A 20918-nucleotide genomic window follows, 5' to 3' on the forward strand; every position below is an offset into this window, starting at 1 on the left:
GTGTATGACGAATGCATTCTAATGCCCCTTTTGGCTGATCAAATAGAAGAGGTAGTGATGACAGCACCAACCAAAATGACTTTTTTCTCACGTTTTGAAGCAGACATTCTTGCAGGCAAGAAAACCATCACAATTCGCGATGAGTCAGAAAAGGACTATCAACCAGGAACCACCGTTGAAGTCTCGACACTAGAGGAAGGGCGCGTTTTCTGCCAACTGAAAATCTTAAGCGTGGACCCTATAGCGTTCTCGGAGTTGAACGAGTTTCATGCAGAGCAAGAAAATATGACGCTGGAAACGTTGAAAGAAGTCATTCAAGAAATTTACCCTGGGATAGAGCAGTTGTACGTCATCCAATATCAGCGAGTATAGCTTGTTGAACTTTGCGGTAATTGCATAATGCAAATCTGTTTTTGCAATTTGCATTAAATTAACTTGGTTTATCGACGAATATGAACCTTGTTTATCTGCATTTTGGTTAAAAATGTAGCAAATAATAGTATTGGTGTACGTTTTTAAAGTTGGCACGCTTTCTGCTTTAATAAGATTGACCCTTTTTAAGCCGAGGGTCACCTAGCCAACTGACGTTGTTAGTGAACCTGATTGTTCACAAATATATACAGCCAATCACCTCTTATTGTGATTGGCTTTTTTTTATTCTCAATGTCACCCAAATGGTTTGGTGCACAGTTTGGCGCAAACATTAGCTTGTTTGTGATGAGGTATTTCATGAAACGTTGCTGTTTAACAACGCTTGCTGCAGGCGCATTATGTGCTGCGCCTGTTTACGCTCAAGGTTCTAAAGGGTGGGAGACGTTTAGTGACATAGGAGCGTATGGCTTGGTCGCCACCGCAGCGGCAGTGCCACTTTATAAAGAAGATTGGCAAGGCTTTTGGCAAGCGGGGTTGAGTATTGGCACTGCGTCTGCCGTCGGTCTATTGGGAAAAGTGACCATTGAAGAAGAAAGGCCGGATAAATCAGGTTTTGATAGTTTTCCCTCTAATCATACAGCCAATGCATTTGCTTCCGCGACGACGCTGCAAATTCGCTACGGTTGGCAGGCGGGTTTGCCTGCCTACACGATTGCCACCTTGGTTGGCGTGGGGAGAGTGGAGGCGGAGAGGCACTACTGGCGTGATGTGATCGCAGGTGCTGCTTTAGGCACGCTGTCAGCGTGGATCTTTACTGACGCCTACGATGAAAATATCCAAGTGCTGCCATGGGTGAGCCATGATGGCGCAGGTATCCATATTGCTTATCAGTTCTAAATGAGGGTTTAACCCCAAGCTCTGAATCCGGCACCTTGAAGTCACTTGGGCATATCTACAAGAGATTGGTAAAAAGGGCGATTGGTGTTGCCAATCGCCCTTTTTGTGTGATTTATGCGTGAATCAATCTCACCACAAGTGCGCCTGCCGCGCGCATGGATTCAATATTGTGACTGAGCACGATACCGGCTTTCGGCGCGTGATAACGCCAAACTTCATCACCGAAGCTGTCGTATTGAATCGCCAGCAGCGCTCCTTGTTCGACCGATTGCATCATCGCCACTTGTGGAAGGATAAAGCCACCGAGCTCGGCGCGAATAGAGGTCACGCTTTGCCCTTCAAAAGACGGCTTAGGTGCGATGCTATCGCCTTGGATGACGTTATGATGTCTCAGAATATTGGCGATGCCAGAAGCGGTGCGAGCAACCAAGTCGCTTTCGGTATAACGCCCCATGCCCACTTCAATGGTGATGCTTGGGATACCATGCTGATTCCATACCGTTTCCAGTACCCCCGCGTCGCCAGGATCATTCAAAATCGCATCGGGTCCTGCAAGGCGCGCCATTTCCAATGATTGAGCAAGACGAAAATCGGCAAAAATATACAGTGGATAGATAGCGCCACTGGTTTGAGTGTGTAAATCGATCGCCAGTTCAGCATTGGGCTTTAATAAATGGTGCCAAATAGCGTGCAGATAGCGCTGTGCTTCATTGCCTTTGTCGTCACCCGGGAAAAAGCGGTTTAGATTCGCAGGAGACACATCTGGATCGGCAGAGTAAAAATCGCGGCTGTGATTGAGCATGCCCGTTAGGTTAATGGTTGGTACGATGGTCACGCAGCCTGCCATAGACTTGCCCACTAAATCGCGTGCAACCTGCTGGGCTGCCAGCACGCCATTGTATTCATCACCATGAACACCAGCGGTAATGACAAACTTCTTCCCTGATTCGGCGCCTTTGAAAACGAGGACAGGCATGTGTTGCCATTGACCAAGTGCATTGGTTGCAATGCGGAACCAAAATTTGTGTTCTCCCGCAGGAAGATCATCCACGTTGAGAGATTGGATTACTTGGTGACCTTGAATAACGTCATCTAAGTAGTGTGTTGTCATGAAACGGTAAACTCCAAATTAGTCATCACTCGCGAGCGTCACTCAATCGCTCCGGAGCAAAATCAAAAAAAGGCGAGAATGGATCTCGCCCTTATCAATTGGGATGGCTAAGCCCAGCCGTCTTTTTTCCGACTGGCTTGCAACAAACGGTTTTGCTTACGCAAAGCCCATCAAATGCGCTGCGACCACAACAATGCTCGATAGAGTAAAGAGTAACAGCATAAAGCGCCAGCAGAATTTCGCCCAGTCACCCCAGTCAATGCGGCATACGCCCAGCGTCGCCATGAGAGAGGCTGAGGTTGGCACAATCACGTTGGTAAACCCATCACCAAGTTGGAATGCCAGTACCGCGACCTGGCGAGTAACTCCCGCGATGTCTGACAGTGGTGATAGCAATGGCATGGTGAGTGCTGCTTGGCCAGAACCTGACGTCACAAAGAAGTTGAACACCGATTGGAATACGTACATCAACCACGCGGCCATCACATCAGGCAGACCGCTGATCACACCGCCAGCACTGTTGAGAATAGAGTTTAGGACGCTCGCTTCATCTGTGGTGCCACCACCAAGAATCAATAAAACCCCTTTAGCACACCCGACGAGAAGAGCAGGGGCAAGCATGATGCTCGCGCCTTCTTTAAACGCGTCTGCGGCATCATTGAGTGTCATGCCATTGAGACGGAAAACCGTACCAATAATGGCCACGACAAAGCCCATGGTGAAGAACTGCGAAGCAATTTCAGGGATGTACCAAGCATGCACGACCACACCCCATACTACCCAAATGGTGACCGCAATCACCGTGAGAATCACCAGCGTATCACCTAGGTTCCAACGCGAGTCATGGCTTCCTAACTCTTGCTGACGGAAATAGGCATCGGTACGACGGCTGTAGGAAAATTCTGGATTGGCCTTGATGCGCGAGGCATAAATCATGGTAAAGGCGATACCGATTAGCGTGAAACCTACCCATAGCGCCATACGCACCGTCATGCCTGAAAGCACGGGAATACCGGCAATCCCTTGGGCAATAGCCACGGAAAATGGGTTCATCCAAGAGGTGGCGAAGCCAATTTGTGTTGCGACGTAAGTAACCATCACGGTGGTGATACCGTCGTAACCCAGTCTCACCATCAAAGGCGCGATGATAATAGCGAACGCAACGGCTTCTTCGCCCATACCAAACACGGCACCACCAAGTGAAAACAACAAAAACAGCACAGGAATGAATAAAGCCTCACTCCCTTTGGTTTTATCGATCAGGCGCAGAATGCCATTGTCGATTGTACCCGTGCGCATCACAACACCGAACGCACCACCAATCACCAGCATAAACATGATGACGCCAATCGCGCTGCCCCATTTTGAGCCAGAAACCAGCCCTTCAAATGGGAAGTTCATCAAGCCAATGCCACCGCCAGAGGCGAAAAGTCCAACACGGTTGTAGACCAGTTCACCCTGTTCATCGGTGGCATAGCTGAAAGAAGATGGGTCGATAACGGTGCGTGTTTTTTCTGCACCATCAACCATATAGCTAACTTGTTGGCTGTCGAAGTGACCCGCAGGAATAAGATAAGTAAGAATGGCTGCGAAAATACCAACAATAAAAATCAGAATAAGCGTATCTGGCATTTGCCAAGATTTCTTGCTCACGGCTGCGTCAACCGAGTGAGAATGTGTGTGAGACATGTCTGTTTTCACGTTAAGTTAAAGGAGAATGGAATATCATTAAATTAGAATAAAAAGTCAAACCATCTGCCTTTTGTAAACACAATATTCGACAATTTATTGATCTAAAGACAAATAGTTCGTGTGGCACGAATTAAATGGATGTATCAAAACGCGCAAATCATCACTGTCATTTATTGAACAAATACTCAAATAACGCGTATAGTGGTTTGGTCAGCATTTATAAGGAGTAGGCGCATGGAGTTAAAACAGCGATTGAGTCAACAGCTCAAAGAAAGTCGCGATGCGTTTTTAAGAAACCCATACCCCACCTACCAAAAAAGACTCGAGAACCTCAACAAACTTGAATCGCTCATCAAAGCGCATCAAGCCGAGATCATCTATGCCATCGAACAAGACTTTGGTACTCGTTCAATCAGTGAAACGGGATTACTCGAGCTGTTTACCAGTATTGAAACCATTCGAGATGCAAAAAAACAACTTAAGAAATGGATGAAGCCAAGTCGTCGACATACCTCTGTTTGGTTTTTTCCTGCTAAAAACAGAGTTGTCCCTCAGCCGTTAGGTGTGGTGGGCGTGATTGTGCCTTGGAACTATCCGCTGATGCTCACCATTGGTCCGCTGGTTGCGGCGCTGGCGGCAGGAAATCGCGTGATGCTCAAAATGTCGCAAAATTCACCTCATTTAGCTCAGTTGTTGGTCGAGCTGTTTGAAGCGCAGTTTAATCGTGATGAAGTGGCCATTTACGCGGACGAAGCCGAGATGGGGCCAGAGTTTTCTAAGCTCAAGTTCGACCATTTACTGTTTACTGGCTCAACGAAAACGGGACGAGCGGTGATGCAATCCGCAGCCAATAATTTGGTGCCAGTGACTTTAGAGTTGGGTGGAAAATCCCCAGTGATCTTAGATGAAAAATTTGATGTGAAGATCGCACTAGAACGCTTGCTTGGTGGCAAATTGTATAACTGTGGCCAAACGTGTATCGCACCTGACTATCTGTTTGTGCCTCAATCTCGATTGAACGAAGTCGTCGAAACCACCAAAGCCATCATGGCGAAACGCTTTAGCACAATTCAACATCAAGATTACACTTCGATTATCGATGCCAATGCCTTTGAGCGTTTAACGCACCTGCTCAGCGACGCTAAGGAAAAAGGCGCGAAGCTCATCAACTGCATTCCAAACTCTGAACCAGAGCGAGGCAGTCGAAAACTGCCATTCTATCTAGTGACGGAGGTAGAGAGCGACATGGCGGTGATGCAAGAAGAGATCTTTGGGCCGATACTGCCTATCATCACTTATCAACATATTGACGAGGTGTTCCACTACATTGCTCAGAGGCCGCGTCCTTTGGCGTTATACCTCTTTAGTGAAGATAAGTGGTTACAGAAAAAGTTCACCCAAGAAACACTGTCTGGTGGTTTGTGTATCAACGACGTCATGCTGCATGTCGCACAACACGACTTGCCGTTTGGTGGTGTCGGTGAGAGTGGCATGGGGCATTATCATGGTCGAGAAGGCTTTAACACCTTTTCGAAGTTAAAGCCCGTGATGACTCAATCTCGGTTTGCCCTCACGCCACTGTTTTATTCCCCTTACAGCGGTTTCGCAAAATCGATTCTTAATGTCATGATCAACCGAAAGATCGGCAATTATGAGTCGGCTATTCAGCAGAAACTAACGAGTTTGCTGCGCATAATAGGCCGCGACGTCTCTTAAGTCTTGGTCATTCAGGCGTTGTAATTGTGCCTGCATCATATCGGCTAGCGGACCTGTCCGTTGGCCGTTTTGATAGCTTTTCATGGAATCAAACAGATATTGTTCGTTTTGGCCTGCCAGATGCGGGTAAGCATTATTGGCCGCTACGCCAGATGCGCCGTGGCAAAAGACGCAACTTGGACTTTTGACTTTGCCGAGTTCAGGATTACCTTGAAGAGCGTTTGCGTGAGCGGTGAAGGTGAAAGCAGTGGCGGCTAGGCACAGAATTGGTCTTAACATGGCGGCTCCAAACTAAACGTGTTGTGTCGCAGCATAGAGCTTCCCCTAAGGGGAAGCTCAAGAGTAAAGACGTTAGCCGAGGAAGAATCGCAACTTTTCTAGAAATAGATCAATATCTTGGCGAGAAATATCTTTGTGAGTCACAAAACGAATCGGATTTCCTGGGGTAATGATGATCGATTCTTCCGCCAATTTTTGCGCAATCGCGTCGATGTCGATACCGTCATCCAGTTTGGCAAACACAATGTTTGTTTGCACGAAATCAGGATTGACCTGCACGCCAGGCAACTCAGACAAACCCTGCGCCAATGCTTTTGCATTGGCATGATCGACTTTTAACTGAGCCACTTGTTCGGTCAAAGCAAGCTTACCTGCCGCGGCCAAAATACCCGCTTGGCGCATACCGCCACCGACCATTTTGCGTAAACGTCGTGCTTTTGCGATGTGTTCTTTAGAACCCAGCAGCAGAGAACCCACCGGAGCACCTAATCCTTTGGAAAGACAAATGGTCATCGAATCAAAATACTGAGCGATGTCTCTTACAGGGACATCCAACGCCGTTGCTGCGTTATAAACACGAGCACCATCAAGATGGAGTTTTAGATTGTGTTTGTCGACGAAAGCACGCGCCTCCTGCAAATAGCTCAAAGGCAGCACTTTACCATTGATGGTATTTTCAAGGCTCAGCAGCTTAGTGCGCGCAAAGTGGCTGTCATCGGGTTTGATGGCGGCGGTTAGCTTGTCAAACGGCAAAGTGCCATCGGGATTGTTCTCAATCGGTTGAGGTTGGATGGAACCCAATACTGCCGCACCGCCAGCCTCGTAACGATAGTTGTGCGCTTGTTGGCCACAAAGATACTCATCACCGCGTTCACAATGCGCCATCAAACCTAGCAGGTTTGCTTGCGTACCTGAAGTAGTAAAGAGCGCCGCTTCAAAGCCGGCTTCTTTGGCGGCAAAGGCTTCCAGCTCATTAACGGTTGGGTCATCACCGTAAACATCATCGCCGACGATGGCGTTAGCCATGGCTTCGCGCATGGCGGGAGTAGGGCGAGTTACGGTGTCAGAACGAAAATCCATAGTGTCTCCTCATGTTGGCTATATATAGCCGCAAAGCTTGGCTTTGCTTAAGCAAGCAATGGTTTTGGCGTCGCTAATGCTGCCATCTCTTATTTTTTCTTCGAGTTGTTCAAGGGATAAGCTGACCACTTGAATCACTTCATCTTCATCGCATTGATAGCGATTGGTTTGTGTCAGTTTCTTGGCCACAAACAAATATTGAATTTCGTCGCAAAATCCCGCAAGCGGTGTGACTTGGCCCAAAGAGATAAACTCCTCTGCGCTGTAGCCGGTTTCTTCTTCCAGCTCACGTTCTGCACAGTGTTGAGGATCTTCACCTTGTTCTTTGGTGCCAGCAGGGAGTTCTAGTAACCATTTTTTCAGGGAAGGACGAAATTGATTAATCAGTATGATGTTGCCCTCTTCCGTGACGGGAAGGATGACAGAGGCGCCCGGGTGTTGAATCGTTGTGTGCGCGATGGCGTGTCCGGTCGGGAGTAGCACCTCTTCTTCTATTAGGGCGATGTTTTTCCATTTATGTATGACGGTGCTCATAGATGTGTCATTTTCCTAGCTAACTGTCTCATGATGAGAAGCCAACAAGATACGCACAAAAGCCGATAAACGAAAGTTCTTATTAGAGAACTGCCCAGATATCGTTTGCGTAATCAGTGATTTTTCTCCCATAATTGCAATCTTTGTTTGCTGCGGAACACTGAAAAATCAGTTCTGCTATAAGAGCTTGTCAATAAAAAATGCACTTGTAACAAAGTGATAACAAATGTATAAAAGTACGTATACCATAACTGAAGAGAATTAGGAGTAACGTAATGATTCGCCCTTCTTTTGCGTCTAATGCAGATAAAGCGTTACTTTCTGAAAGAATTAACAAATTGTCGGCCGCGTTAGCCGACGGCGTGTATGAAAGAGAGTACACCATTAAACTCTGTTTGCTGGCGGCATTAGCTGGTGAAAGTGTTTTCTTACTTGGTCCTCCTGGTATTGCAAAAAGTTTAATCGCTAAACGCCTTATTCAAGCCTTTGATAACAGTAGTTATTTCGAATACTTAATGACTCGCTTTTCAACCCCTGAAGAGGTGTTTGGTCCGCTCAGTATCCAAGAGCTCAAAGATAACGGGCGTTACGTCCGTTTGACAAAAGGCTACCTACCCACTGCGCAAGTGGTGTTTCTTGATGAGATTTGGAAAGCAGGCCCTGCCATTTTGAACACCTTGCTGACCGTGGTGAATGAGAAAACATTCAAAAACGGCAGCGATATTGAACGTGTTCCAATGCGTTTGCTTATCTCGGCTTCCAATGAATTGCCTGACGAAGACAGCGGCCTAGAAGCACTTTATGACCGTATGTTGGTGCGCGTGTTTGTTAACCGTATTCAGAACAAACAGAATTTTAAATCGATGCTGACGGTTGGCACACCGGAGGAAGCGCGTATTCCTGAAGGGCTTGCGATCACCGACGAAGAGTATCATCAGTGGCAGAAGGCTTTAGAGTCGCTTAAATTAAGCGATCGCGTGTTTGAAAAACTGTTCCAACTGAAAACCATGCTGGAAGAGAAAGCAGAAGCGGTGGGTGCTGATGTTGCGGAGACGGATCTCTACGTTTCTGACCGACGTTGGAAAAAAGCCGTGCGTTTACTCAAAGCCAGTGCGTTCTTTAATGGTCGCGACGAGATCAACCCTCTCGATTTGTTGCTGTTGCAAGATTGCTTGTGGAACAGCCCAGAGTCGCGTGAGGTCGTGACCTCGGTTATCCAAGAGTTTGCGCTTAACTACGCGTTTGATCAAAAGGAAGTACAAAGTCAAATCGACTATTGCCGAGAAGAGTTGGCGGATATCCAACAAGAGCTTGAAGAGCAATATGGCATTGTGCTTTCGATGGAATCGTCTGCTGGTCTGCTGCGTAAGGGTAAAGAAGTGCATACTTTTGACACGTCAGAAGCTCGTATTTACAGCGTTGGCCCAACGCGCAACTTGGTCAAATTGGTGCTGCTACAAAGCAACATGTCTGTTTCTGAATCTGAACGTGGTGATAGCCGCTGGGTGTATTTACAGAAAGATGAACTCGATCGAGTGATCAAAGAAGGTCAGGGCGAGCTTTATGGTTTCGTAAACCAAAATACCAATTTATGTCGCTTGAAGTTTGATCTGGATGCATCCAACAACTTAGTGATCAGAGACATTGCCAACCGTGCGGTGTTGGTCAGCTTGGTGACTAAAGATGGTCTAAATGAAGAACATTACCAGAAATGGGCAGAAAAATGTGACAGCGCGTTCAGTAAGCTCACTGACGCAGAACACCATTTACGTAAGGTTCGCTCGGATTTCCACGGTGCGTTGCCGCACAACTTTATCGACCCTGAGTTACCAAGAATGATGGAAGCGACGATCCAACAGGTATCGCATACTTTGGAAAGTGTGAAAAGCGAAAGTGAGAAAACCATGTTCCGTATTAAACACCTCAACGAATATTTCTCGTAAGGAATTAATATGTTAGGAGCCGATGGCCTAAACCTTGCCTTAATGATTGCAGACTCAGGGATTGTTGAGTCTGCGGTGAATGATCTGATGGCACGCTCACAGTTAATGGTGATGGCGGAAAACCGAGGAGTGAAAGCCTCGGTGAAAAACCATTTGTCCAAATGGCGTGGCAGTGTAAAGCGCCGCATTACCAAAGTGTGTGAAACAGAACGCTTCCAACAAGAATTGTCGCTCTATCAAGAAGTGATTCACCTGACGGAAAATGAGTTTTTCGAACGCATTGATGATGTCGTGCGTAAGTTAGAATGGCATTCCGCCTTCTATCTACAAGCTCGACGCTTGCTCGATAAAAACAAAGGGTTAAATAACCCAATGTTTCCTCACTATTTCTGCGATCAGTGGTATCAAAGTCTGTTTGAAGCCATCAAACAAGCCCAAGTGACTGAACTGGAAGTCAACAAAGAGAAAGTCCTCAACGATCTTTATCAACGCATGGAAACCATGAAGAACATGGACAAAGTGACGGATTCTGGTGATGAAGGAAGCGTTGGGCGACTTTGGGACATGGCATCGGCCAAACTCAGCAAAACAGACGTTTCTGTCATGAAGCGTTACGCTGAGTTTCTGAAAAAGAACAATGGTTTACAGGAAATTGCTGAGCAGTTAGGTCGCATGGCCAACGAAGTAGATGATCCCGATCTGCAACGCACTCCAGCAGAAGAGTTGCAGATGGTCGAGGAGAAAAGCGACGAAGCGACGGATGATATCGTCGGCATCCATGAAAGTGATGATCTCAACAAATTGCTGCCAAACGAAACCATGTTTTTGGCCTACCCAGAACTGGAAGTGGTGTTCTACAAACATTTGGCCGACAAACGTTTGATGAATTATCGCGTGCAGGGCAAGTCGAGAACGCTGCGCAAGGTAAGAGCGCAAAAGCCGGATAATCAGCAAGTAGAGATTGAGAAAGGGCCGTTTGTGCTGTGTGTTGACGCGTCGGGTTCGATGAGTGGTTTCCCTGAGCAGAGTGCGAAAGCAATGGCTTACGCGCTGATGCAGATTGCGTTAGCTGAAGGGCGAGACTGCTATGTCATCTTATTCTCAACAGAGCAAATTACGTACGAGCTGACCAAGCAAGATGGCTTGCGCGAAGCGGCGGATTTTCTTACCTACACATTTCACGGCGGCACCGCATTTGAACCTGTACTGATGAAATCGATCGATCTTATGAGTGGGGATAAATACCGCAATGCGGATTTAGTGGTGTTATCGGATTTTATTGCTCCTAGACAGTCAGAAGAAATGCTGGCTAAAGTAGAGGCTTTGAAAGAGCAAAAGAACCGTTTCCACGCTGTCAGTTTGTCGAAATATGGTAACCCTGCGTTGATGTCGATGTTCGACCATTGTTGGGCTTATCACCCAGGCCTAGTTGGACGCTTATTGAAAAAGTGGTAAACGAAGAAGAGCTCCTCGAGCTCTTTTTTTGTGCCGTTTCACAATCTTGGATGCCGTGATTTAACTTCAACTTAAGCCGTGGCATGGTAAGTACAATATAAGCCATAAAAACGGTTGAAGGATTGATGATGACCACCAAAGAACTTGAAGCCTACCTTGATACATTCGCTTGCGCAGAAAGCAGCTTTCCATTTGGCCCGGAAGCCTTAGTCTTTAAGGTCAAAGACAAAATGTTTGCGATTTTAGCCAGCCGAGAAGGGCGAGAATACATTACACTTAAAGCGAAGCCCGAAGATGGCGAAGTGTTAACGTCTCAGTTTGATTCCATCACACCGGGTTACCACACCAATAAGCGCCACTGGATCACTGTGTACTTAAATGGCGATGTGGAATCGGGTTTGATTGAAGATTTGTGCCAACGTTCATATCAATTGGTGGTGGACAAGCTGCCTAAGTCGCAGCGTCCTTAAATCAAGTGATGCAATAAGACTACTGGGGGTAAGGGAATGCGCTCATTAGAACAATGGCTGGATGCCTACGGTGAAAGTCATCAAAACTCGACCAATCAAAAAATCCATACCTTTGCTGTGCCGGGGATTTTCTTTTCGATCGTAGCGCTGATTTGGTCGCTGCCTTCGCTTCCTCTGCCTGCTCTATCGCTGAACTGGGTCTGGGTTGCCGCTTTGCCAGTTTGGTGGTTCTACTATCGGCTGTCGATTAGTGTCTTTTTGATGATGCTGGGTTATACCCTTGCCAGTATCGCGCTCGCTTGGAGTGTTGAACTATTGGGGCTGCCCTTAGCCGAGATGGCCGTTGGTCTTTTTATTGTCTTGTGGATCTTTCAGTTTGTCGGCCACAAGATTGAAGGGAGAAAGCCTTCGTTTTTTGAGGACCTGAAGTTTTTGCTGATTGGTCCAGTTTGGGTGTTTATGCGTCATAAATAATGGCGCATAAACAGATTCTCCTATAGAAGGCTTTAGCTGAAAAACAACCAGATACCGACGCCAATCATCAAACTACCAGCAATTCGGTTCAAGCGACGCACGTTTTGTGATTGACCAAGCAAGCGTTTCAAACCTTTACCACCAGTGGCGTAGAGCGTCATACACACAAACTCCGAAATCAGAATAATCCCGACCAGCAGCAAAAGCTGTGGTGGTAGTGGCGCGCTTTTGTCGATAAAAGGAGGTAAGAGAGAAATCATAAACGCCCAGCCTTTCGGATTGGCGATGGCAGTAATGAACCCTTGCATGATCAATTGCCAATTATTCGCGCGGCTGACAGGGCCGGTTTCAGCAGAAAGAGACAGCTTTCCACGAGATCGCCACATTTGGATGCCTAAGTAAACCAAATAGGTCGCGCCCAATATTTTGAAACTAATGAACAGCATAGGGTAATTGAGCATAACGGCGGCAATACCGACGACCGCTGCAACGGAAACAACCGCAACACCAACCAGCTCTCCGAGCATCATCCAAAGTGTGCGTTTATATCCAATGCTCATACCAAGGGTTAAGGCTAAAGTCATACACATCCCCGGGGTGATAGAGACAAAGAAAAAGGTTGGGATGAAAGCAGAAAGTAGCGCGAAGTTCATGGAGCGAAAATGCCTCACAATATGGGACAAAAGTAACGTAAAGATACAATTACTAACAAATAACTCTGCATAGCATACTCAATTCGTGACATTTGTCGAAATGTATTTGTGACTAATCACGCTGTTTTCTTTCCCCATTCCACTTCGAAAACGATCTCAATCACACATTGATACAAAGCCGATAGAAAATTTTCATTCGCGTTCTATTATCTCATCGAAACGTTTCGATGAGATTTTTTCTCTAACGCGAATCGATAGAGTTCACCCAAATTGAGAAACAAAAATGAAAAAAAGTGCCCTGCTAAACTCTGAACTTTCCTACCTCGTGGCCACCTTAGGTCACACGGACGAGATCACGATTTGTGACGCTGGTTTGCCGATCCCAGATGGCGTCTCTCGCATTGATTTGGCGTTGACTCACGGTGTGCCAAGTTTTATTGAAACCGTACGAGTGATGCTCTCTGAATCGCAAATCGAAGGGGCAATTGTGGCCACGGAGTTTGCAGAGGTAAGCCCTGAGCTTTATCAGGCATTAGTGGCTGAGCTTCAATGTGAAGAAGAAAAAACAGGCAAAGTGTTGTCACTGACGCATGTTTCTCACGAAGAATTCAAGCAACGAACGGAGTCGAGTAAAGCGGTGGTGCGCACCGGTGAATGCACCCCTTACGCCAATGTGATTTTTCAAGCTGGCGTTGTGTTCTAACCCATTGACAGGTTTCACCAAGTTAGGTGGTTGAGGAGAGAGTATGAACCAAGCGATTTTACAGCTCAGTGAAATTGAAAAAGCATTTCCTGGCGTGAAGGCGTTAGATAAGGCCTCGCTCAATGTCTACCCAGGAAGAGTGATGGCTTTAATGGGAGAAAATGGAGCAGGGAAATCCACCTTGATGAAAGTGCTTACCGGTATCTATTCACGAGACGCAGGTGAGATAGTTTATCAAGGCCAACCCGCGCAGTTCAAAGGGCCAAGAGATTCACAACAAGCTGGGATCAGCATTATTCACCAAGAACTAAACCTTATTCGTGAACTGACCATCGCAGAGAACATTTTTCTTGGTCGAGAGATTACCTCGGCGTTTGGGCGTATTGATTGGCCCCAAATGTACGCGGAAGCGGACAAACTGCTTGCGCGCTTGAAAGTGAAGCACAGCTCAAAGACGTTACTTGGTCAGTTAAGTCTGGGTGAGCAGCAGATGGTGGAAATCGCTAAAGCGCTCTCTTTTGAGTCCAAAGTCATCATCATGGATGAACCAACAGACGCCTTGACGGACACCGAAACAGAGGCGCTGTTTTCGGTTATTCGAGAGCTGAGAGAGCAGGGGTGTGGCATTGTTTACATCTCCCACCGTTTGAAAGAGATCTTCGAAATTTGTGATGACATCACGGTGTTGCGCGATGGCAAATTTATCGGTCAGTGCGAAGTCGCGCAAACAGACGAAGATGGCTTAATTGAGATGATGGTCGGGCGCAAGCTTGAAGAGCAATACCCAAGAATTGACGTGGTGCACGGTCAAACCTGTTTAGAAGTGATTGGCCTGACGGGTTCAGGTGTACACGATGTCAGTTTCACCTTAAAGCGAGGTGAAATTTTGGGTATATCTGGTCTGATGGGCGCTGGACGAACAGAGCTGATGAAAGTGATTTATGGCGCTTTGCCGAGTGAGAGAGGCGTGATCAATCTTGATAATCGCACCATTAATCCGGTAAGCCCACAAGATGGTTTGGCAAATGGCATTGCTTACATTTCAGAAGACCGCAAAGGCGACGGCCTCGTCCTTGGCCTTTCGGTGAAAGAAAACATGTCAGTTTGTGCGCTCGATAAGCTAAGCAAAGGTGTGCAAATCCAACATCAAGATGAAGTGGTTGCTGTGGATGATTTTATCCAGCTTTTCAACATCAAAACGCCATCTCGCGAACAAATTATTGGCAATCTTTCTGGCGGAAACCAGCAAAAAGTGGCCATTGCAAAAGGGTTGATGACCAAACCGAAAGTTTTGATCCTAGACGAACCGACTCGAGGCGTAGACGTCGGCGCGAAGAAAGAAATTTACCAGTTAATCAACAAATTCAAAGCCGAAGGGATGAGCATCATTCTGGTCTCATCTGAAATGCCAGAAGTGCTCGGCATGAGCGATCGCATCTTAGTGATGCATGAAGGTCGCATCACTGGTGAGTTTGAAGCAAAACACGCCGATCAGGAAAAACTGATGGCCTGTGCAGTCGGCAAAAAAGTATCTGAGGAAGCAGCATGAGTAGTGAAATCATGAGCAAAAACAAATCAAATGAGACAAACAAAACTTGGATCAGTAAAGAGTGGCTCATTGAGCAGAAATCGCTCATCGCGTTACTTTTCCTCATCGTGGTGGTCTCTTTTCTCAATCCAAACTTTTTCACCGTAGACAACATTCTCAACATTCTTCGTCAAACCTCGGTGAACGCGATCATCGCTGTGGGGATGACCTTGGTTATTCTGACCGCGGGCATCGATTTGAGTGTGGGGTCGGTGTTGGCCTTATGTGGTGCGTTTGCTGCCAGCCTTGTCGCGATGGAAGTCCCGGTATTAATCGCAGTGCCAACCGCGCTGTTAGCGGGGGCAACGTTGGGGGCCATTAGCGGCATTATTATCGCCAAAGGCAAAGTTCAAGCCTTTATCGCCACACTGGTGACGATGACGCTGCTGCGTGGCGTTACCATGGTTTACACCGATGGCCGTCCTATCTCTACCGGATTCACTGATACGGCAGATGCATTCGCTTGGTTTGGCACTGGCTATGCGCTAGGCATTCCGGTACCGGTTTGGTTGATGGTGGTGGTGTTTGCGGCCGCTTGGTATCTGCTTAACCACACCCGCTTTGGTCGCTATGTGTATGCTCTGGGTGGGAATGAGTCTGCCACTCGTCTATCCGGTATCAACGTCGACAAAGTCAAAATCGGTGTTTACGCGATTTGCGGCCTACTTGCTGCTTTGGCAGGCATCATCGTCACATCACGTCTATCTTCGGCTCAACCAACGGCAGGGATGGGTTATGAGCTTGATGCGATTGCCGCCGTGGTGCTTGGTGGTACCAGCTTAATGGGTGGTAAAGGGCGGATTATGGGCACGTTGATCGGGGCGTTAATCATCGGTTTCCTAAACAACGCGCTGAACTTACTCGATGTTTCTTCTTACTACCAAATGATCGCCAAAGCTGCTGTTATTTTGCTGGCGGTAATGGTGGATAACAAAAATAAATGATTTGAACTCTGGAATAACTCTCTGACAGCCAAGCTTCGGCTTGGCACCCCTACAAAAAGTACAAAGGACGACAACAATGAAAAAATTGGCAACACTGATTTCTGCTGCACTACTAACCTCTACCGTTTCTCTTGGTGCGCAGGCGCAAGATACAATGGCGATCGTTGTTTCGACGCTGAATAACCCATTCTTTGTCACCATGAAAGATGGTGCGGAAACGCGTGCAAAAGAGCTGGGCTACAACCTGATTGTTTTGGATTCGCAAAACGACCCGAGCAAAGAGCTTTCGAACGTGGAAGACCTGACTATTCGTGGCGTGAAAGCGATTTTGATCAACCCAACCGATTCGGATGCGGTTTCGAATGCGATTCGTATTGCTAACCGCTCCAAGATTCCTGTTCTAACTTTAGACCGTGGTGCAAGCCGTGGCGACGTTGTGAGTCATATTGCGTCAGACAACGTGGTGGGCGGTGAAATGGCCGGTAACTTTATCGTCGAAAAAGTGGGCGAAAAAGCGAAAGTGATCCAGCTTGAAGGTATTGCTGGAACATCAGCGGCGCGCGAACGCGGAGAAGGCTTTATGAATGCGGTTAAAGGCAGTCATATGGAACTGCTTGCGAGCCAACCTGCGGATTTTGACCGCACTAAAGGTCTGAACGTGATGGAAAACCTACTGGCAGCAAACCCAGATGTCCAAGCGGTCTTTGCACAAAACGATGAAATGGCATTGGGGGCGTTGCGCGCCATTCAAGCGTCGGGCAAAGAGGTGATGATTGTGGGCTTTGATGGCACGGATGACGGTATCTCAGCGGTGAATCGTGGCAAACTGGCCGCGACCATTGCCCAGCAGCCAGACCTTATCGGTGCGCTAGGTATTGAAACCGCAGACAAAGTGCTGAAAGGTGAACAGGTTGAAGATTACATCCCTGTTCCACTGAAAGTCGTAACGAAGTAATTGTCACGTTATGCCTCTGACGTTGGTCAGAGGCATAAACGCCCGATGCCATTGAGTTTTTGGTTCACGCTTTGCTCTCTAGTAAGCAGAAAACTCAACGTCATCAGTGTCGTTTTACAATGAACAAAGCTCATTCAAGAGCTGAGGAATACCCAATGAACAAGTTAGTGGTTTTAGGTAGTGTTAACGCAGACCATGTGCTTCAAGTCCCATCCTTCCCACGTCCTGGGGAAACGTTACATGGGCGAAATTATCAAGTGATTCCGGGTGGGAAAGGGGCCAATCAAGCCGTTGCCGCTGCACGTTTAGGCGCAGATACGGGCTTCATCGCTTGTGTTGGGGATGACTCGTTTGGCATCAATATTCGTGAAAACTTCAAGCTTGATGGTATTCAAATCGATGGCGTGAAGATGCAGCCCAATTGCCCAACAGGCATCGCAATGATTCAAGTCGCAGACAGCGGCGAGAACAGTATTTGTATCTCGGCGGAAGCCAATGCCAAATTAACCGAGGTGGCCATTGAATCGGATTTGCCACGTATCCGTGATGCTAGATTTCTTCTTATGCAATTAGAAACCCCTATCTGCGGGATAGAGCTTGCGGCCAGAGAAGCTAAAGCGGCAAAAACTAATGTGATTTTAAATCCAGCACCAGCGCGCACATTATCCGACGAGCTACTAGCATGCATCGACGTGATCACACCAAATGAGACAGAAGCTCAGGTGTTAACCGGGATTGAGGTAGTGGATGATGAAAGCGCTCAGCTAGCCGCCAATGTCTTACATCAAAAAGGCATTGAGATCGTCATGATTACGCTTGGCTCTAAAGGGGTTTGGCTCAGCGAAAATGGCAGGGGGCAACGCATCTGCGGTTTTAAAGTCGACGTCACCGATACAACCGCCGCGGGAGATACTTTTAATGGGGCATTGGTCACTGGTTTATTGGAGGATATGCCTTTAGAATCAGCGATTAAGTTTGCTCATGCAGCGGCGGCGATTTCAGTGACTCGATTTGGAGCGCAAACTTCTATTCCAACCCGTAAAGAGGTCGATGAGTTTTTAGCCGCGCACAGTTAGCCAATAATTAGGAGAACAACATGGCTACGATGAAAGATATTGCAAAGCTTGCTGGTGTTTCCACATCAACCGTTAGCCATGTTATTAATAAGACCCGTTTTGTCAGTGAAGAAATTGCAGAACGGGTGAATCATGCCGCTAAAGAACTCAACTATTTTGCCCCTTCCGCCTTAGCCCGTAGTTTAAAAGTCAACCGAACCAATACCATCGGAATGCTTGTGACGACCTCAACCAACCCTTTTTTTGGTGAAGTGGTTAAGGGGGTAGAGCGCAGCTGTTATCAAAAAGGGTACAACTTAATTCTCTGCAATACGGAAGGCGACCACGAGAGGATGAAATCGTCGATAATGACCTTGCTGCAAAAACGCGTCGATGGTTTGATTCTGATGTGTTCTTCGCTTGAAGGGGAGCGTTTGGATGTATTTGAGCGCTACCCTGATATTCCCGTGGTAGTCATGGATTGGGGGCCGATGCTGTTTAGTAGCGATAAGATTCAGGACAACTCGTTACGTGGTGGCTATCTTGCCGCGAATTACCTCATACAAATGGGGCATAAAGAGATTGGCTGTATTACTGGCCCATTGATTAAGCATCAAGCTCAAATGCGTTATGAAGGCTATAAGCGGGCGCTCAATGAGCACGGATTGCCGTTCAACCCTGCGTGGATTGTGGAAGCGGACTTCGAATGCGAAGGGGGCTATCAAGCATTCAAAAAAATCGTCGCCAAAGGCCCTTTGCCAAGCGCTTTGTTTGTTTGCAATGACATGATGGCGATGGGGGTGATCAATGCTGCCAATGAGCTGGGGGTGGAGATTCCTCATGACCTTTCTATTATCGGTTATGACGATATTCACATCGCTAAATTTATGACGCCTTCGCTTACCACTATTCATCAACCCAAATATCGTTTAGGCCAAGCAGCGGTAGAGACCCTATTAAAGAAAATTAATAAAGAGACCGCAGAAGTGCAGGTAGTACAGCTTGAACCGACGTTGATTGAGAGAAACAGTGTCGTTGAGTGGCATGACAATGAGATCTAGTTCATTGTTAGTAACTCTAAGTAAAAAATAGTTACATAGTTGCTTGCTTTTATGCCAATCTAGGCGTGACTTCGCTTGGAATAATTAGCTCACCGAATGATTCGCTTGTTATATCGTCTGAAAATTTTAAGGATGTGATTTTCAGCCAAAAATAGCGAAATAGAGTTGTTTATTGGAATAGCGTGTGGTCTTATTGATACATTAATAAGTAAGGTTTGATAAGTTGAAGTATGATTGGTAGAAAATACGCCCATTTTTCGGTTAAACATCCTTGGATACACCGTTTTAACCTACTAGTAGCGCTCATGATCTTTGCGGTAAGCTGCTACGAGCTACTAGCCAATGAAAACTTATGGTACGGCCTAGGGACACTATTCACATTTGTTTTGTTGCTTGTATTTGCCTCTGCATCTGAGTTTAAACGAAAATACCTTTCTCATGAGTAAATGAGAGAGTAATTGAAAAGGCACTAACGTAGGTGCCTTTTTTGTCTTTCCTTGAGCGATACTTGCCCCCTTTCTCCTGCATTCTAGTTTTCGTTTGTTCTTTGACATTTATCTTGTGTATCGCACCATCCATGATGGGCGGTTTGAAGCGTGCACGCTATCACTCTCCATGGTTAGTTGCATATAAGGAAACAGGAATCATTCAGCGAATGAAGAAAACTTCAGCGAATTAAAAAACTGCGACTATTATTGAAGATAACGGGCATTTTTTGCTGGCAAACGTGGTGAATCACAGTTTTTGTTTAAATATTTGAACTATTGAGTTGTTTGCCGATTTACAAAACTGAGCCAAGCAGTTAAAAAGAAAACAATCGATAAAAAACCGTAGCCTGGCAACAGGTGGTTTATTAACCATGAAAAGTATTTGAAATCATGAGCTATTCAAGTAGTACAATTTTGACCGAAAGTGGAACCAATGAACTTGAGATTATCGAGTTTCATTTGGAGAAGGTTTTGCCTAACGGTGAGACGAAAACTTGCTATTACGGCATCAACGTTGCGAAAGTGCGTGAAGTTATCCAAGTTCCAGAAACAACGGATTATCCAAATGCTCAGCCGCATATGATTGGTGTATTTTCTTCGCGTGATGTGTTAACGCCACTCGTCGATCTGGCTGGCTGGTTAGGCGTACCTACTCGTCCTGCGGTTGAGCGCAAGTTCGTTATTGTTACTGATTTCAACAAAATGACGAACGGCTTTTTAATCGACAGTATCAGTCGCATTCACCGTATTTCATGGAATGATGTTGAGTCGCCGAGTCAGTTTTTGGAAGCGGGCGAACAAGATTGCGTAGTCGCGGTCGTACGAAAAGATGGCAATCTGATCATGATCCTCGATTTCGAGAAAATCATCGCTGACATCAACCCAGAGCTGAGTATGGAGAAATACGATGTTAAAGCCGACCGCAGTGTCGATTTGAATCAGCGTATGGTCACCAAGCGTAATGCCAAAACCATTATGGTGGTGGACGACTCTGCGTTCATTCGCTCTCTGATCCAAGAGACACTGACCTCGGCAGGCTACAATATCATCGCCTGTAAAGATGGCGGTGAAGCGCACGATAAGTTAATGAATCTGATTGAAGTCGCGCGTGAAGAGAATTTGCCGTTGAGTGAACTGATTGATGCGGTGGTGACCGACGTAGAAATGCCTCGCATGGACGGTATGCACTTAGTGAAACGTCTACGAGACAGTGAAGCCTACAAGACTCTACCGATTGTGATGTTTTCTTCATTAATGAGTGAAGACAACCGTGCGAAAGCATTGGCCTTGGGTGCCAATGACACCATCACCAAACCAGAAATTGGCCGCATGGTGTCTTTGATGGATAAGTACGTGTTCAACATTGAATCGTAAGCACCAAGTGCCACAATTCATATCGACTAACAAATCAGGCTCCATAACGGAGCCTGATTGTTTTAGAGGGTTAA

The 20918-nt window shown here is 46.6% G+C and carries 21 protein-coding genes; 15 read left to right on the plus strand and 6 right to left on the minus strand.

The features are described 5' to 3' along the window. The first annotated feature begins 57 nt into the window (after window positions 1-57). Window positions 58-372, plus strand: a complete 315-nt coding sequence (gene yqfB, locus PQQ36_RS00800) for a N(4)-acetylcytidine aminohydrolase (protein ID WP_045619685.1) — start codon at window positions 58-60, stop codon at window positions 370-372. A gap of 357 nt (window positions 373-729) precedes the next feature. After that, entirely contained in the window at window positions 730-1269 is a 540-nt protein-coding gene (locus tag PQQ36_RS00805) for a phosphatase PAP2 family protein (RefSeq protein WP_373560952.1), read from the plus strand. Window positions 1270-1381: 112 nt separating this feature from the next. Here the strand turns inward: PQQ36_RS00805 and PQQ36_RS00810 are convergent, their stop codons facing one another. Both PQQ36_RS00810 and yfcC read right to left on the minus strand, forming a co-directional pair. Next, entirely contained in the window at window positions 1382-2380 is a 999-nt protein-coding gene (locus PQQ36_RS00810) for a succinylglutamate desuccinylase/aspartoacylase family protein (protein WP_238827378.1), read from the minus strand. Window positions 2381-2536: 156 nt separating this feature from the next. Further along, entirely contained in the window at window positions 2537-4012 is a 1476-nt protein-coding gene (gene yfcC, locus PQQ36_RS00815; protein ID WP_434076222.1) for a putative basic amino acid antiporter YfcC, read from the minus strand. 294 nt (window positions 4013-4306) lie between these two features. Between yfcC and PQQ36_RS00820 the strand changes: the two genes are divergently transcribed. Next, on the plus strand, window positions 4307-5788 hold the full coding sequence (locus tag PQQ36_RS00820) for a coniferyl aldehyde dehydrogenase (RefSeq protein WP_185090582.1): 1482 nt from the start codon (window positions 4307-4309) through the stop codon (window positions 5786-5788). Here the strand turns inward: PQQ36_RS00820 and PQQ36_RS00825 are convergent. The 3 genes from PQQ36_RS00825 to PQQ36_RS00835 all read right to left on the minus strand — a co-directional run bounded on the left by PQQ36_RS00825 (window position 5747) and on the right by PQQ36_RS00835 (window position 7681). Further along, complete coding sequence (locus PQQ36_RS00825; protein ID WP_176297083.1) at window positions 5747-6067, minus strand: c-type cytochrome; 321 nt, start codon at window positions 6065-6067, stop codon at window positions 5747-5749. The two genes, PQQ36_RS00820 and PQQ36_RS00825, sit on opposite strands and share 42 nt — an antisense overlap. A gap of 72 nt (window positions 6068-6139) precedes the next feature. After that, window positions 6140-7147, minus strand: a complete 1008-nt coding sequence (gene ltaE, locus PQQ36_RS00830) for a low-specificity L-threonine aldolase (RefSeq protein WP_263220226.1) — start codon at window positions 7145-7147, stop codon at window positions 6140-6142. A gap of 18 nt (window positions 7148-7165) precedes the next feature. Continuing rightward, the gene (locus tag PQQ36_RS00835) at window positions 7166-7681 is read right to left on the minus strand and encodes an NUDIX hydrolase (protein ID WP_011081043.1); all 516 of its coding nucleotides are present in this window, start codon (window positions 7679-7681) and stop codon (window positions 7166-7168) included. Window positions 7682-7956: 275 nt separating this feature from the next. Between PQQ36_RS00835 and PQQ36_RS00840 the strand changes: the two genes are divergently transcribed. The 4 genes from PQQ36_RS00840 to PQQ36_RS00855 all read left to right on the plus strand — a co-directional run bounded on the left by PQQ36_RS00840 (window position 7957) and on the right by PQQ36_RS00855 (window position 12023). Beyond that, window positions 7957-9624: an ATPase RavA domain-containing protein gene (locus PQQ36_RS00840; RefSeq protein ID WP_273660206.1), complete on the plus strand. Its 1668-nt coding sequence runs from the start codon at window positions 7957-7959 to the stop codon at window positions 9622-9624. A gap of 9 nt (window positions 9625-9633) precedes the next feature. Beyond that, on the plus strand, window positions 9634-11079 hold the full coding sequence (gene viaA, locus PQQ36_RS00845) for an ATPase RavA stimulator ViaA (protein WP_045619679.1): 1446 nt from the start codon (window positions 9634-9636) through the stop codon (window positions 11077-11079). 128 nt (window positions 11080-11207) lie between these two features. Further along, entirely contained in the window at window positions 11208-11549 is a 342-nt protein-coding gene (locus tag PQQ36_RS00850; protein WP_182291699.1) for an MmcQ/YjbR family DNA-binding protein, read from the plus strand. Between the two features lie 36 nt (window positions 11550-11585). Further along, on the plus strand, window positions 11586-12023 hold the full coding sequence (locus PQQ36_RS00855) for an Mpo1 family 2-hydroxy fatty acid dioxygenase (protein ID WP_273660213.1): 438 nt from the start codon (window positions 11586-11588) through the stop codon (window positions 12021-12023). Window positions 12024-12055: 32 nt separating this feature from the next. Here PQQ36_RS00855 and PQQ36_RS00860 read toward each other — a convergent pair whose 3' ends face one another. Further along, entirely contained in the window at window positions 12056-12676 is a 621-nt protein-coding gene (locus PQQ36_RS00860; RefSeq protein WP_039538277.1) for a LysE family translocator, read from the minus strand. Between the two features lie 283 nt (window positions 12677-12959). Between PQQ36_RS00860 and rbsD the strand changes: the two genes are divergently transcribed. From rbsD to PQQ36_RS00895, 8 genes are all read left to right on the plus strand, one after another. Continuing rightward, window positions 12960-13379 (plus strand): D-ribose pyranase, encoded by a 420-nt coding sequence (gene rbsD, locus PQQ36_RS00865; RefSeq protein WP_011081049.1) that lies wholly within the window; start codon window positions 12960-12962, stop codon window positions 13377-13379. Between the two features lie 43 nt (window positions 13380-13422). After that, complete coding sequence (rbsA, locus tag PQQ36_RS00870) at window positions 13423-14928, plus strand: ribose ABC transporter ATP-binding protein RbsA (protein WP_273660218.1); 1506 nt, start codon at window positions 13423-13425, stop codon at window positions 14926-14928. After that, window positions 14925-15911, plus strand: coding sequence for a ribose ABC transporter permease (rbsC, locus tag PQQ36_RS00875; RefSeq protein WP_015727714.1), 987 nt, complete (start codon window positions 14925-14927; stop codon window positions 15909-15911). Before rbsA ends, rbsC begins: the two co-directional genes overlap by 4 nt. Window positions 15912-15987: 76 nt before the next feature. Next, window positions 15988-16866, plus strand: coding sequence for a ribose ABC transporter substrate-binding protein RbsB (gene rbsB, locus PQQ36_RS00880; RefSeq protein ID WP_225471509.1), 879 nt, complete (start codon window positions 15988-15990; stop codon window positions 16864-16866). A 155-nt stretch (window positions 16867-17021) separates the two neighbouring features. Beyond that, the gene (gene rbsK / locus PQQ36_RS00885; RefSeq protein ID WP_273660224.1) at window positions 17022-17942 is read left to right on the plus strand and encodes a ribokinase; all 921 of its coding nucleotides are present in this window, start codon (window positions 17022-17024) and stop codon (window positions 17940-17942) included. 20 nt (window positions 17943-17962) lie between these two features. Continuing rightward, on the plus strand, window positions 17963-18982 hold the full coding sequence (locus PQQ36_RS00890) for a substrate-binding domain-containing protein (protein ID WP_015727716.1): 1020 nt from the start codon (window positions 17963-17965) through the stop codon (window positions 18980-18982). A gap of 230 nt (window positions 18983-19212) precedes the next feature. Further along, entirely contained in the window at window positions 19213-19428 is a 216-nt protein-coding gene (locus PQQ36_RS22585) for a hypothetical protein (RefSeq protein ID WP_011081055.1), read from the plus strand. Between the two features lie 432 nt (window positions 19429-19860). Next, window positions 19861-20844, plus strand: a complete 984-nt coding sequence (locus PQQ36_RS00895) for a chemotaxis protein (protein WP_011151933.1) — start codon at window positions 19861-19863, stop codon at window positions 20842-20844. Window positions 20845-20918: the final 74 nt, after the last annotated feature.

The organism is Vibrio sp. CCUG 15886 (genome assembly GCF_028570825.1).
Classification (GTDB): domain Bacteria; phylum Pseudomonadota; class Gammaproteobacteria; order Enterobacterales; family Vibrionaceae; genus Vibrio; species Vibrio vulnificus_B.